This is a genomic window from Granulicella mallensis MP5ACTX8 (assembly GCF_000178955.2).
GTDB classification, from domain to species: domain Bacteria; phylum Acidobacteriota; class Terriglobia; order Terriglobales; family Acidobacteriaceae; genus Granulicella; species Granulicella mallensis.
This window is the reverse complement of record NC_016631.1, coordinates 1254367-1267610: the sequence shown is the minus strand read 5'-3', so window position 1 is coordinate 1267610 and position 13244 is coordinate 1254367. Positions and strand designations below refer to the sequence as shown.

At 60.6% G+C, this 13244-nt stretch carries 11 protein-coding genes; 8 read left to right on the top strand and 3 right to left on the bottom strand.

Translation table 11 applies throughout. The annotated features are described in order from the left end of the window. Nucleotides 1-10 precede the first annotated feature (10 nt). Together ACIX8_RS26095 and ACIX8_RS26090 are read right to left on the bottom strand one after the other, a co-directional pair. Complete coding sequence (locus ACIX8_RS26095) at nucleotides 11-511, bottom strand: IS1595 family transposase (RefSeq protein WP_263053396.1); 501 nt, start codon at nucleotides 509-511, stop codon at nucleotides 11-13. Nucleotides 512-537: 26 nt separating this feature from the next. Beyond that, nucleotides 538-960 carry a transposase gene (locus ACIX8_RS26090; RefSeq protein WP_044176206.1) on the bottom strand — a complete coding sequence of 141 codons (423 nt, stop codon included), beginning with the start codon at nucleotides 958-960 and terminating at the stop codon, nucleotides 538-540. 198 nt (nucleotides 961-1158) lie between these two features. Between ACIX8_RS26090 and pncB the strand changes: the two genes are divergently transcribed. The 5 genes from pncB (at nucleotide 1159) to ACIX8_RS05275 (ending at nucleotide 6625) form a co-directional block, all read left to right on the top strand. Next, entirely contained in the window at nucleotides 1159-2469 is a 1311-nt protein-coding gene (gene pncB / locus ACIX8_RS05300) for a nicotinate phosphoribosyltransferase (RefSeq protein WP_014264298.1), read from the top strand. Nucleotides 2470-2945: 476 nt separating this feature from the next. After that, nucleotides 2946-3923, top strand: a complete 978-nt coding sequence (locus tag ACIX8_RS05290) for a S1/P1 nuclease (protein ID WP_014264296.1) — start codon at nucleotides 2946-2948, stop codon at nucleotides 3921-3923. A gap of 109 nt (nucleotides 3924-4032) precedes the next feature. Then, complete coding sequence (gene pgm, locus ACIX8_RS05285; RefSeq protein ID WP_014264295.1) at nucleotides 4033-5682, top strand: phosphoglucomutase (alpha-D-glucose-1,6-bisphosphate-dependent); 1650 nt, start codon at nucleotides 4033-4035, stop codon at nucleotides 5680-5682. Between the two features lie 38 nt (nucleotides 5683-5720). Next, nucleotides 5721-6164, top strand: coding sequence for a type II RES/Xre toxin-antitoxin system antitoxin (parS, locus tag ACIX8_RS05280; protein ID WP_014264294.1), 444 nt, complete (start codon nucleotides 5721-5723; stop codon nucleotides 6162-6164). Beyond that, entirely contained in the window at nucleotides 6164-6625 is a 462-nt protein-coding gene (locus tag ACIX8_RS05275; RefSeq protein ID WP_014264293.1) for an RES family NAD+ phosphorylase, read from the top strand. The genes parS and ACIX8_RS05275 overlap by 1 nt, the downstream gene beginning before the upstream one ends. 5 nt (nucleotides 6626-6630) lie before the next feature. Here the strand turns inward: ACIX8_RS05275 and ACIX8_RS05270 are convergent, their stop codons facing one another. After that, entirely contained in the window at nucleotides 6631-8157 is a 1527-nt protein-coding gene (locus tag ACIX8_RS05270; protein ID WP_014264292.1) for a GDSL-type esterase/lipase family protein, read from the bottom strand. A 332-nt stretch (nucleotides 8158-8489) separates the two neighbouring features. On the opposite strand from ACIX8_RS05270, the gene ACIX8_RS25840 reads away from it, so the two are divergent. From ACIX8_RS25840 to ACIX8_RS05260, 3 genes are all read left to right on the top strand, one after another. Then, nucleotides 8490-8627 (top strand): hypothetical protein, encoded by a 138-nt coding sequence (locus ACIX8_RS25840; RefSeq protein ID WP_014264291.1) that lies wholly within the window; start codon nucleotides 8490-8492, stop codon nucleotides 8625-8627. Between the two features lie 7 nt (nucleotides 8628-8634). After that, a complete protein-coding gene (locus tag ACIX8_RS05265) occupies nucleotides 8635-9729 on the top strand; it encodes a YeiH family protein (RefSeq protein WP_014264290.1) in 1095 nt (364 codons plus the stop codon). A 278-nt stretch (nucleotides 9730-10007) separates the two neighbouring features. Next, entirely contained in the window at nucleotides 10008-13244 is a 3237-nt protein-coding gene (locus ACIX8_RS05260) for a TonB-dependent receptor (RefSeq protein ID WP_014264288.1), read from the top strand.

Below are 13244 nucleotides of genomic sequence, written 5' to 3'. Positions count from 1 at the left end.
CCGGTTCGCATTAGAACCGGTTTTCTCCCACCTTGCCGGTGACCTTTGCGAAGGTGAGCCGCTTTCCCGCGACCTGCGATAAAACTTTCTTGAAGCGCTGCCCGTCATTCATGGACTTGCTGGTATTGAACCGAAACACCTGCTCGTCAACGTAGCGTTCAAGGTGGAACGGTTCGACGGCTACATAGGTTCCTTTGATGGTGCGCTTCAGTAGGCTCCAGAAGTTCTCGATACCCTGAGTGTGGACTTGGCCATTCACATACTCGTCAACGTGGTTGACGGTGTCGTGAATGAATCCGGCATAGCCGAGATTCTGGTAAGCCATCCAGCCGCCAGTGTAGACATTCGACCCCTTGCCTATGTTGTCGAGGATGCGATTGCAAAGCACTTCCATCCGCACGTTTGGCACAACAGCTGCGCGAACTTGGCGAGTGGTGCGGTCAAGGATACCAGCGACAGGAACCTTCTTATCTGCCCCTACACGCTTGCCGAGGTGGAGATTCTTGGGAATGCCGCCGATAAAGCATTCGTCAGCCTCTACGGCGCCACCAGATCCCCCCTCATGCCGCTATCGTCAGACTTCATCGCCAACCGCAGACGCTGAAGCATGAACCATGCGGATTTCTGAGTGACGCCAATGTTGCGCGAAATCTCATAGGACGACACGCCGTTCTTACAATTGACGATCATCCATGCGGTCATCAGCCACTTGTCCAGACCCAGGGGAGAATCCTCGAAGATAGTTCCCACTTTTGCGGAGAACTGACGTTTGGCGTGCTTGGACTTGCATTGCCATTTGCGCTGAGTCAAAAGCCAAGTCACGTCATTCCGTCCGCATATGGGGCAGATTACGACACCATCAGGCCAGCGCATGGAAACCACGTACTCAATACACTTATCGGGGTTTGAGAACTCGATAATGGCTTGCTGAAGAGTGCGGATATTGGCGAAATCGTTCATGAATCTAGAGCATTAATGTCATATTGATTTGTCAAGTATATTATTTCTACCTCCTTGTCATGTCAAGCCACCTTGTCTTTTATTCCATAAAATAAATTTTCGCGCTCCTATCTCTGAGATATAGAGTTGGGACAAACTCCTTGTATCTACGTTGTCTCCCTGGCGTTGATACCCTGTAAATGCCAGAGGAAACGACACATGAACGTTAACTTCGCCGAGCGCGCGCATAACCATAACTGGAAGCTCGATCCTATCGTGCGCTCTTTGCTCGACACCGACTTCTACAAGCTGCTGATGCTGCAGTTCATTTGGAAGAACTTTCCTGCCATCCCCGTAACGAGCGAGATCTACAACCGCACCTTGAAGGTCAAGCTGGCCGAACGTATCTCCGCCATCGCATTGCGTGAGCAGATGGAGCATGTGCGCGGTCTGCGCTACCGCCGGTCGGAGCTTGTATGGCTGGCCGGCAATACGTTCTACGGCGTACGCCAGATCTTTCAGCCGGAGTTCCTCGACTGGCTGGAGCATGACTTCCGCCTGAGCGACTACGAGATTCACGAGCACGACGGCCAGCTCGTCATCCGCTTCTCGGGCCTGTGGACTGAAGTCACGATGTGGGAAGTCTATTCGCTCGCCATCGTCAGCGAGATGAAGACGCGCGCGGCCCTGGCAGAGCTCTCCGAGCTGGAGCTCGACGTGCTCTACGCGCGTGCCAAGACACGCCTCTGGGACAAGATCGAAAAGCTGCGCGCCGTCGAAGGCCTGCGCCTCTCCGACTTCGGCACGCGCCGCCGCCACAGCTTCCTGTGGCAGGAGTATGCGGTCGAGGCCCTCTCCTCCGCGCTCGGCAACCGGCTCTCCGGCACCTCAAACACGGCGCTGGCCTATAAGCACAACCTCGAAGCCATCGGCACCAACGCGCACGAGCTGCCGATGGCCATGGCCGCGATGGCTGCGCGCGGCAGCGACCAGGAACTCCGCACCTCGCAGTACAAGGTGCTGGAGCTGTGGCAGCGCAGCTACGGCGGAGAGCTGCTCATCGCCCTGCCCGACACCTTCGGCACCACGCAGTTCCTCGAAGGAGCGCCCGACTGGGTTGCCAAATGGACCGGTGAGCGCGTCGACTCCAAAGATCCGTTCATCGCCGGGGACGAGTACATCTCCTGGCTCCTAAAGCACGGGGAAGACCCGCGCAAAAAACGCCTCATCGCCTCGGACGGGCTCGATGTCGACACCATCATCCGCCTGCATGAGTACTTCAACGGCCGCATCCGCTTCAGCGCCGGCTGGGGCACCCTGCTGACCAACGACTTCCGCGACTGCCACCCGCGCGGTGAAGACACCTTCGAGCCGATCAGCCTCGTGTGCAAGGTCACCAGCGCGGACGGACAGCCCACGGTCAAGCTCTCGGACAACGCCAGCAAAGCAACGGGGCCCGTCGAAGAGATCGCTCGCTACCGCAGGGTCTTCGGCAGTCCTGTGCTGGCGGAAGAACCAGTACTGGTGTAGCTGTCACCGTTGTTCTTGCTTTTGCTTTTGCTTTTGCTTTTGCTTTTGCTTTTGCTCTTGCTCTTGCTCTTGCTTTTGCTTTTGCTCTTGCTTTTGCTCTTGCTTTTGCTCTTGCTCTTGCTCTTGCTCTTGCTCTTGCCCTTGCTTTTCTGGCTTGTCATTCCCGCAGGGAATCTGCTTCTGCTCTTGTCGTTGCTCTTGTCGTTGTTGTTGTCGTTGCTGTTGCCTTTCTGGTTGTCATTCCGAGCGCAGCGAGCGAACCTGCTGTCTCCCGTTCTTTGTTCGTACCACCTAGAAATCGCATATAGGAACTAAGTGGCATAGCTTGTACCGGCATGAGTTAAAAACGGGAGAAAACAAGTTCACTCCCCTTCGGCTTCGCTCAGGGTCGGAATGACAACCAGAAAAGCAAAAACAACAGCAAAAACTAAAAGCATCAGCAACTCCGTTAACACCCCATCCGTATACTGCCCATTATGCAAAAGCTCTCCGCCTTCACCCGCGTCGCCGTCGCGACTTCCCTTCTCAGCGTCCTCGCCGCGCAGCCCGCCTGGGCCTGGGGACGCGACGGTCACATGATGATCAACCGTCTTGCCGCGCAGTATCTGCCGTCAGACGTCCCGGCGTTCCTCCGCAACGGCAACGCACTCGACACCATGGAGTACCTCGGCCCCGAGCCCGACCGCTGGAAAGGCCGCAACGAAAAAGAACTCAGCGACACCCAATCGCCCGACCACTTCTTCGACTACGAAGAGGCCCTCTACGCTGCCACACCCTGCGCCGAAGGCACACCCAACTGCATCGCCGGTTATAGCTTCCCCAAAGAGCGTTACGACTTTCTGCGCGCACTTGCCGCCGCGCAGCCGAAGCATCCGGACGTAGTGCTGAAAGAGAACGTCGGACTGCAACCCTGGCAGGTCGAGGAAGTCTGGCAACGCCTGAAGACCGACCTTCGCGAGTACCGCAAACTCGTCGCCGCCAACAAGGACACCGCTCCCGTCCAGACAGTCATCCTCTTTGAAGCGGGCTGGCTTGGTCACTATGTTGGCGACGGCTCGCAGCCCTTGCACACGACCATCCAGTACAACGGCTGGACCGGCCCCAATCCCAACGGCTACACCACCGACCACAAGATCCACTCCCTCTTCGAGAGCCTGTACGTCTCAGCGAACATCAAGCCTGCCGACGTCGCTCCACTGGTCGCCGCAACCCAGCCCAAACCCATCGACGACGAGTGGACCAGCTATCTCAACTATCTGCGCCACACCAACAGTTTCGTCGAAAAGACCTACCAGATCGAGAAGACCGGCGGCTTTACCGACGCAGGCACACCGGAAGCCAAAACCTTCGCCGAGGAGCGCCTGGCCGCCGGAGCCATCGAACTCCGCGACCTCATCTACTCCGCCTGGGTCCACAGCGCCGATCCCGTAGAGGAATATCACGGACCGCAGTAGAACACAGGGATTAGGGAACAGGGATTAGGGATTAGAAAACGGGCTCGTGCAACGACTAATCCCTAGTCCCTAATCCCTAATCCCTGCCCTTCTGCTTTATCCTTCCCTCATGTCCATCGACGCACCGCTCAACACCCCCGGCCACCTCTCATCCCCCGATAAGCTCGTCAATCTGCCGCGTCTCGTGGCGGCGTTCTACGCCGGCCACCCCAATCCGGAAGACCCGGCGCAGCGCGTCAGCTTCGGCACCAGCGGACATCGCGGATCGTCGCTGACCACCAGCTTCAACTACGCACACATCATTGCCATCACGCAGGCCATCTGCGAGTTTCGAGCGGAGCAGAAGACCGACGGTCCGCTCTTCCTCGCCAAGGACACGCACGCTCTCTCCGAGCCCGCATTCATCGCCGCTCTCGAGGTGCTGAGCGGCAACGGTGTAACGGTCATGATCGACAAGGACCTTGGCTATACGCCAACTCCCGTGCTCTCGCACGCGATCCTGGAGTACAACGGCAGCGGCGCCAAAGAGCGTGCCGACGGCATCGTCATCACGCCCTCGCACAACCCGCCCGAGGACGGCGGCTTCAAGTACAACCCACCCAACGGCGGCCCCGCGGACACCAGTGCGACCAAGTGGATCGAGAACCGCGCCAACGAACTGATCGCGGCTAAGCTGCAGGGCGTCCACCGCCTCTCCTTTGCGAAGGCCCTCGCCGCGGAGACCACGCATCGCCACGACTTCATCACCGCTTACGTTAACGATCTCGCAAACGTCATCGACTTCGAAGCGCTGAACGGCACCGGCCTCAAGCTCGCGGTCGATCCTCTCGGCGGCGCGGGCGTCGACTACTGGCCGCGTATCGCCGAGCAGTATAAGCTGCCGCTCGAGATCCTGAATCCTTACGTCGATCCCACCTTCCGCTTCATGACCCTCGACTGGGACGGACGTATCCGCATGGACTGCTCCTCACCCAACGCAATGGCCAGCATGATCGCGAACAAGGACAAGTTCGATGTGGCCTGGGCCTGCGACACCGACCACGATCGCCACGGCATCGTCACGCGGTCTTCAGGCCTGCTCAATCCCAATCACTACCTTGCTGTCTGCATTCAATATCTCTGCACGCACCGGCCCCACTGGTCGGCGCAGGTCGGCATCGGCAAGACGCTGGTCTCATCGAGCATCATCGACCGCGTAGCCAAAGGCCTCAACCGCCCGATGCTCGAGGTGCCGGTAGGCTTCAAGTGGTTTGTCGACGGGCTGCTCGAAGGCAAGCTGGGCTTCGTCGGCGAAGAGTCCGCGGGCGCAACCTTCCTGCGCCGCGACGGCACCGTCTGGACGACCGACAAGGACGGCCTCATCCTCGGATTGCTCGCTGCCGAGATGACAGCCCGCACCGGCAAAGATCCCGGCCAGCACTACAACGAACTCACCGCCAAGTACGGCTCACCCGTCTACCAGCGCATCGACGCCGCAGCCACGAAGGAAGAAAAGGCCAAGCTGTCCAAGCTCTCCCCCGAGCAGGTCACGGCAACCACGCTGGCAGGCGAACCCATCACCGCGATCCTCACCGAAGCTCCCGGCAACAAGGCCAGCATCGGCGGGCTAAAGGTCACCACCGAAAACGGCTGGTTCGCCGCACGCCCCTCCGGGACGGAAGACGTCTACAAGATCTACGCCGAAAGCTTCCACGGCGCAGACCACCTGAAGGAGATTCAAGCCGAAGCTAAAGCACTGGTTAGCTCTGCTATCGCCTAGCTTATGGAGTTCCCCAACTCAACCCTCATGGAGACATTATGCCTCTCTCTTTATGGCATAATGTCTCCATGGCAAGCGCAGCCAAGCCGGTCTTCTCGACCCCACTCCTGACCACCCTGCATCTCAACCTGGCCAGTGTGGAGTCCGGGGTGCCCGTTGCCGCAATGTCCGACTTCGTCGCAACCTCCGGATTACCGCTCAAAGACATCTACGAGGTGGTTATTCCGGCACGCACGCTCAAGCATCGGCGAGCGCGCAAGGAATCGCTCTCTACGGATGAGTCCGATAAGCTGGCGCGCCTCGTCCGCGTCTTCGACCATACGGTCGCCGTCTTTGAGGATCCCGATCTTGCCCGGACCTGGCTCAATAAACCCAAAAAGCGCTTCGACGGTCGCACCCCCATGGATATGCTCCGCACGGAAGTGGGCGCTCGCATGGTAGAAGAGATGCTCGGCCAAATCGACGAAGGCATGTTTGCCTAGTGGAACTCTGGCGAATCAGCAACTATCGTTCTCTGAACGGCGAGGGCGGTCGTCGCTATGCGGCGCGCTGGCATAGCGCAGGCTCACCCATTGTCTATTTAGCCGCCTCTCCTCCAGGCGCACTCATCGAAGTGCTTGTACACCTCGAACTCAATGAGAATGAACTCCCGCCAAGTTATAAGCTGTTGCAAATTTCTGTTCCGCCCAAATTGCGGATTCCACTTCTCAACGTTCCCCGGGGCGAGCGTTGGAAATCAAATATTGCACTCACGCGAAGCCTTGGCGATACATGGCTGAAATCGCGACGTTCAGCGCTTGCACGCGTTCCCTCTGCCATCCTTCCCCATACCTTCAACTACCTGCTGAATCCACTGCATCCTGACTCAGCTCGCATCACCATCGTAAAATCGCAAACCGCGAACTTCGATCCTCGACTGGTCAGTAGACCCTCTTCAAAATAGAAGACTTACTTCCCATCCGTAGGCGCAGCCTGCGTCGGCACCGCGGCAGCGGCCTGCGCCGGAACACCAATCACATCCGGCCCCAACTCTACCCGAGTGCGCACAAGGTTATCGGCAACAATCCGCCCGAATACAGCCTTGCCCTTGTCGTCCAAATGCGTCCGGTCGATCCCCGACTTGCCTTGCTCAGCCCGCGCATCCTCATGCCCCACCGCATTGAAGGTGTCCGCATCCGCCTGCGTGCCCTTGGCCAGCACCGCAGTCGAAAGCGAAAGCAGATCGATGAACGTCACGTCCTCTTCCTCCGCCACACGCCGCGCGGCATTGGCATAGAGCCGCAGATCGTCGTTCGAGGGCTTGCCGTCCTTGAACGTCCTCCGCGCCAGCGGCGAAAGCACCACCGGCACCGCACCAATCGCCCGGGCTTCTGTGATGTACTGCCGAATCTGCGCCGCGTAAGTCGTCTCCGGATCGGTGTGACGCTTCTCGTCGGTCTTCTCGTCATTGTGCCCAAACTGGATCAGGTAGTAGTCGCCCTTGTGGTCCAGCGCCTTCTTCCATGCACCCTCATCGCGAAAGCTCTTCGTGCTGCGCCCATTCAGCGCATCGTCGATGCACGTAATGTTCTTCGTCATCACCGCGCAAAAGCCCGGCCCCCATCCACCTTCGGTCGCTACGGTGGAGTCCCCTACCAGCACAATCATTGCCGGACCGCCGTTGATAATGCGCATCGCCTTCTCCCCCTCGGGAGGAAGCGTCGCAGCCTCAGGACGCACATACTTCTTCAGAGAAGGCACGGCCTTCCCCAGGTCGACCGCCACCATGCGCCCGAAGACGTAACTCCCCGCCCAGTCCAAATGCGTCTTGTCGAAGATCGTCTTGCCGTCCGTGTCCTTCTTCGTGATCGCGAGCTTGTCACCCTCGGCTTCGCCCACCTTGTCCAGATAAGCGATGCTCTCGTTCTGCAGCTCGATCAACGGAACCTTCATCTCACGCGCCACGCCACGCATGGCTTCGCTGTACTCCTGCAGGTCGGAGTGGACCTTGCCATCCGTGCCGAAGTATCGCCGCGTCAGCGGAGTCACCAGCACCGGCGTAATCTTCGCCGCGCGGGCCTCGGTCACATACCGCTTCAGGTTCTCGATGTACTGGGGCAGCGGCACCTGCCGGGGCAGATGCTCGGCTGTCACGAAGTCGTTGTGCCCAAATTGAATCACCATGTAGTCCGGCTTGGTGGCCAGTGAGCGGTCCCACAGGCCCAGTTCACGGAACGTCCCCGTACTGGCTCCGCCACGCGCCATGTTCACGCAGTCCACCTGCGCCGTAAAGTTAGCGCAGAATCCACGGCCATAGCCGGCGTTGTTGGTCTGGGTCGAATCGCCAATCAGGTCGATCCGCACCGTCGTTCCCGGCTTCCGAATTGCGGCAGTTGCCGCATCAAACGCCCGCGCCGGATCGCCCTGCGCCCGCGCCGCACTTCCCCCAGCCAACATCGTTCCGACCGCCAAAACCGCTATCAACCGCACATTCATCTCATGACCTCGCCGATGAGTGTACAACCTGTCATACAGCTTTGGCTCCCCCACCTCCCCGCTGACTCGCTAATCCCAATCTTGACACCACCCCTCCACCCAGTTAGGCTCTAAACCTGATGAAGCAGATCCACACCGCCGCCCTCTGTTGCATGTGTTGTCGCATGCCGCGCTGTTGCGCCGGTGTCTGTTTGCTCTAAAGCGAAGCGGCTAAAAGCCTTCGCCCCAGGCTCAAACCACCCACGCACAGCTCCCCCGAGCAGCGTGGGTTTTCTGTTTCTGAGCCCACGATCTCCTTCCCTCACACGCAAAGCATCCAGCAGGAGTTATCCATGGCCCCCCGCTTCCAGACCTCCAAAGCCGTCGCCAACATCAAGCTCGCCTTCAATGCCGATGTCGTCGCCATCGCGATCGCCCTGGCGTTCGCCGCTCTGATTCGACTGAACATCATTCATCACATCGGCTGGTAACCCTTTCTTGTCCGCTCAGACCATCTCGTTGCCCCCCAGTACCGAACGCCCCTCGCGCCCCCAGCAGATTCTCGCGTTGCTGCCCGGAACGCTGCTTCTCTTCGGTATCGGTGTCGCAGGCAAGGGATTGGAGAGCCTCGGCGCCTGGCTCCAATCGGCGCACCACGTCCCCTTCCCTCGCATCGAGTACGTCCTCTGGGCCATCATCCTCGGCCTCCTGATCTCCAACACCATCGAGCTGCCGCACATCTTTCGCGTCGGAGTCGCCACCTATGAGCTGTGGCTGAAGCTCGGCATCGTCCTCGTCGGCGCAAAGTTCCTTATCGGCGATGTCCTGCACCTCGGCGGCATGTCCCTGGTGCTCGTCTTCATCGAGCTGATCTTCTCCCTGACCGTAATGACGCTGCTCGGCAAGATCTTCAAGCTGCCGCCCAAGCTCACCTCCCTGCTCGCCATCGGCAGCTCCATCTGCGGCGTTACCGCCATCATGGCCGCACAGGGCGCAATCGAGCCCGACGAAGAAGACACCTCCACTGCCATCGCAGCGATCCTCACCCTCGGCGCACTCGCCCTGTTCACCTTCCCCGCCATCGGCCATGCGCTGCATCTTGGGCAGCAGAGTTACGGTATCTGGACCGGCCTCGCCGTCGACAATACCGCCGAAGCCACCGTGACCGGCGCGCTCTACGGAGACGAAGCCGGCCGCTTCGCCATCCTCTCCAAGACCGCGCGCTCCGCCTTCATCGGCTTCGTCGTTCTGGGCTATGCCGTCTACTGGGCGTCGCAGGGCCAGGCTACCCGCGTCGAGCGCAAGGCACTCTTCCTCTGGCAGAAGTTCCCCAAGTTCATCCTGGGCTTCGTCGCGATCTCTCTGCTGGCGACCAGCGGCTTCTTCACCTCTTCGCAGCTCACCTCTCTCGGCAACCTCTCCAAGTGGGCCTTCCTTCCGGCCTTCGCGGGAGTCGGCCTGCGCACCAAGCTAAGCGATCTCATCAACCAGGGCTGGCGTCCGATTCTCGTCGGTGTACTCGGTGAGATCTTCATCGCCCTGGTCACGCTGGGGATGGTCTTCGCGGTCTATCACCACGGAGGCATGAAATGACAGCTCACACCGTCCTCATTGCCTCCACCTCAATCGCGTTTGTCTCTGCGATTGCTGTTGTCTTTCTGGCTGTGATTCCAAGCGCGGCGAGAAACCTGCTCTCCGCCGGCACGACCGATACCACTGAGTCAAAAGCCTCCAAGGAAACGTGTAGCTGTTGTTGTCGCCGCTAGTCCGCGCGAGAACCAGAACACCTTCTCTCGATTCACCTCCCCTATAAAAGCGACCCTGCGCAGACATCCCGGCAGGCGCGTCCCTCACACCTTTTCAGGAGCCCCATGCAAGTCTTTCGCCTCATCCCCTCCCGCACCCGCACTTTGATTGCGGCGTTGTTCTTCGTTCTCTTCGCCATCGCCTCACGAGCCCAGGTCGTCGGCGGCACGATCTCAGGCGTCGTCACCGATCCCTCCGGAGCCGTGATTCCCAACGCCCACGTCCTCATCCACAACGACGACACCGGCACCCAGCGCGCTCTGACCACCAACGGCTCAGGCTCCTATTCAGCGCCTTCCATCCCCGTCGGCAGCTACACCCTCTCGGTCGACGTCTCCGGCTTCGCGCCCTACAAGCGCACCGGAGTCCAGCTCACCGTCGGCCAGTCGCTCGACCTCACGCTCAAGCTCGCCATCTCCGGCAGCGACACCGTCAACGTTGAAGACAAGCCCTCCGCCGTCAACCTCTCCACCGAATCCACCTCCGGCCTGGTCGACTCCCGCCAGGTCAAAGAGCTCCCGCTCAACGGCCGCAGCTACGATCAGCTCATCACGCTGAACCCCGGCACGGTGAACTACACCAACCAGCGCTCCGGCGGCGTCGGCACCTCAAACTCTTCGGTCGGCAGTATGTTCGCGGTCTCCGGACGCCGTCCGCAGGACAATCTCTTCCTCCTCAACGGCATCGAGTACACCGGAGCCTCCCTCATCAACGTCACCCCCGGCGGCACCTCCGGCCAGCTTCTCGGCATCGACGGCATCCGCGAGTTCAACGTCGTCTCCGACAGCTACTCCGCCGCCTACGGCAAGCGCGACGGCGCACAGATCTCCATCGTCACCACCTCCGGCACCAACAAGCTCCACGGCGACGTCTACGAGTTCCTCCGCAACAGCTTCTTCGACGCCCGCAACTACTTCGACGGCCCCCGCATCCCCGAATTCCAGCGCAACAACTACGGCGCGGCCCTCGGCGGCCCCATCAAGAAGGACAAGCTCTTCCTCTTCGGCAACTACGAGAGCTACCGCCAGAACCTCGGCCTCTCCCTCGTCACGCTGGTGCCCGATAACCAGGCCCGTCTCGGCTTCGTGCCCAACGCCAAGGGCGTCGAAACAGCCACCAAGGTCAGCCCCATCTCCGCGCAACTGCTCAACCTCTGGCCCATACAGAACGGCCCTGAAGTCCTCACCAATGGCCTGCCCACCGGCATCGGCCAGTTCATCGGCACCGCGCCGCAGCACATCCGCGAAGACTTCGGCACCACCCGCTTCGACGCCAACCTCACCCCCAACGATCTGCTCTTCGCCGTCTACACCGTCGACGACTCCGCCGACCACACCCCCACCGCCGATCCCTTCTCCATCGTCGACGAGGCCCTGCGCGAACAGGTGTTGAGCGTGCAGGAACAGCACGTCTTCTCGCCGCGCCTGCTCAACACCGCACGTGTCGGCTACTCGCGCGCCAGCTTCCTCTTCCTCGGCTCCTTGCCCTCCGATATCCAGGCCGTCACACCGACCTTCATCCCCGGCAAGCCTACCGGAGCTGTCGTCATCTCAGGTTCCACCGCCTCGAACGGCGCCTCCTCCATCACCGGCGCAGGAGCCAACGTCGGCGCGAATAACGCCATCACACGCAACCTCTTCACCTTCGACGACCACATCTTCTACTCCATCGGCAAGCACCAGATCGAAGCCGGTGTCTGGGTGCAGCGCCTCGAGTCCAACGACAACCTCGCACAGGACCAGTTCGGCCAGGCCTCCTTCGCCTCGCTCACCAGCTTCCTGAACGGCACCATCAAGACCTTCACCTACGCTCCCAACCCAACCGAGCTCGGCTGGCGCGCACTCTTTGCTGACGCCTACCTCGAAGACACCTTCCACGTCACCCCACGCGTCGAGATTCGCGCCGGCTTCCGCAGCGAGTCCTCGACCGGCTGGAGCGAGTCCCAGGGCCGCGCAGGCGTCTACAACTTCACCAACGGCATCATCAACACCAACCCCAGCGTGCAGTCCAACGCCATCAACAACAACCAGGCCCTCTTCCTTCCCGAACCACGCCTCGGCGTCGCCTGGAACGTCTTCGGCGATGGCAAGACCAGCCTCCGCGCATCGGTGGGCCTGCATCACTCACTGCTCGACGCCCTCGACTACCGCCTCGACCAGGCCGCTCCGTTCAACACGGTCTACTCCTACTCGAACAGCACCGTCGCCGCCCCCACCGGAGTAGCACCGCAGGTATCGCCCTCCACGGTAGACTCCGGCATCGCCACCCCGGCGCTGCTCTCCTACTCGCTGAAGATCGAGCAGCAGCTTGCTCCCGGCACCTCGCTCACCGTCGGCTATAACGGCTCGCACAGCTACCACCAGATCCTCTCCGGTGATCTCAATGAGCCCGCCTTCACCGTGCAGCCCGATGGCACGATCTTCTATCCCACCACCACCAAGGCCAATCCCGCACTGGCCAACACCACCTCCTGGTGGGCTGGCGGCTCGGGCAACTACAACGCCCTCGTAGTCGACTTCCGCCGCGACTTCGCTCACGGCCTGCAGTTCCGCGCCAACTACACCTGGTCCAAGAACCTCGACGACGGCTCGGCCTGGAACACCTCGGTCTCCGCCAACACACCGGCCTTCGTCGAAGTGCCTTCCCTTCCTCATCTCGACTACGGTCCAGCCGCAACGGACATCCGCCACCTCGCCGCCTTCAACGGCACCTACGAGCTACCCCTACTCGAACTCGCGACTCGCAACTCGCATCTCGTACCTGGACGCGCCCTCAAAGCCACCCTCGGAGGCTGGTCACTCTCCACCATCGCCAATCTACAGACCGGCTTCCCCTTCTCGCCTCAGCTCGGCTACAACCCCACCGGCTCAGGAGACTCACGCAACCCCGTCCGCCCGAACGTCAATCCAGCCTTCCGTGGTTCGCTCTACACCCACGGCACCACGTCCCAGCGAGTAGCCCAGTTCTTCAACCCCAACGCCTACTCCGCTCCTGCCTTCGGCACGGTCGGCAACGCCGGACGCGACAGCCTCACAGGTCCCGGCTACGCCGACTGGGACCTCTCCCTGCTTAAGTCAACACAGCTGACCGCCTCGACGCGCCTGCAGTTCCGCGCCGAGTTCTTCAACGTCCTGAACCACACGAACCTGCAACTGCCGAACGAGGTCGTCTACTCCGCAGGCCCAACACAGGGCACTCTCGCAAACCAGACCACGGCTCCCGCTCTAGGCTCTCCCGGCGTCATCTCGGCAACGGCCAACACCAGCCGCCAGATACAGCTTGGATTGAAGTTGCTGTTCTAA

Bases quoted from the DNA above. Each gene is read 5' to 3' on its own strand.
- ACIX8_RS26090 (WP_044176206.1), bottom strand. From the start codon at position 960: ATGAACGATTTCGCCAATATCCGCACTCTTCAGCAAGCCATTATCGAG.
- pncB (WP_014264298.1), top strand. From the start codon at position 1,159: ATGAACGTTAACTTCGCCGAGCGCGCGCATAACCATAACTGGAAGCTC.
- ACIX8_RS05290 (WP_014264296.1), top strand. From the start codon at position 2,946: ATGCAAAAGCTCTCCGCCTTCACCCGCGTCGCCGTCGCGACTTCCCTT.
- pgm (WP_014264295.1), top strand. From the start codon at position 4,033: ATGTCCATCGACGCACCGCTCAACACCCCCGGCCACCTCTCATCCCCC.
- parS (WP_014264294.1), top strand. From the start codon at position 5,721: ATGCCTCTCTCTTTATGGCATAATGTCTCCATGGCAAGCGCAGCCAAG.
- ACIX8_RS05270 (WP_014264292.1), bottom strand. From the start codon at position 8,157: ATGAATGTGCGGTTGATAGCGGTTTTGGCGGTCGGAACGATGTTGGCT.
- ACIX8_RS25840 (WP_014264291.1), top strand. From the start codon at position 8,490: ATGGCCCCCCGCTTCCAGACCTCCAAAGCCGTCGCCAACATCAAGCTC.
- ACIX8_RS05260 (WP_014264288.1), top strand. From the start codon at position 10,008: ATGCAAGTCTTTCGCCTCATCCCCTCCCGCACCCGCACTTTGATTGCG.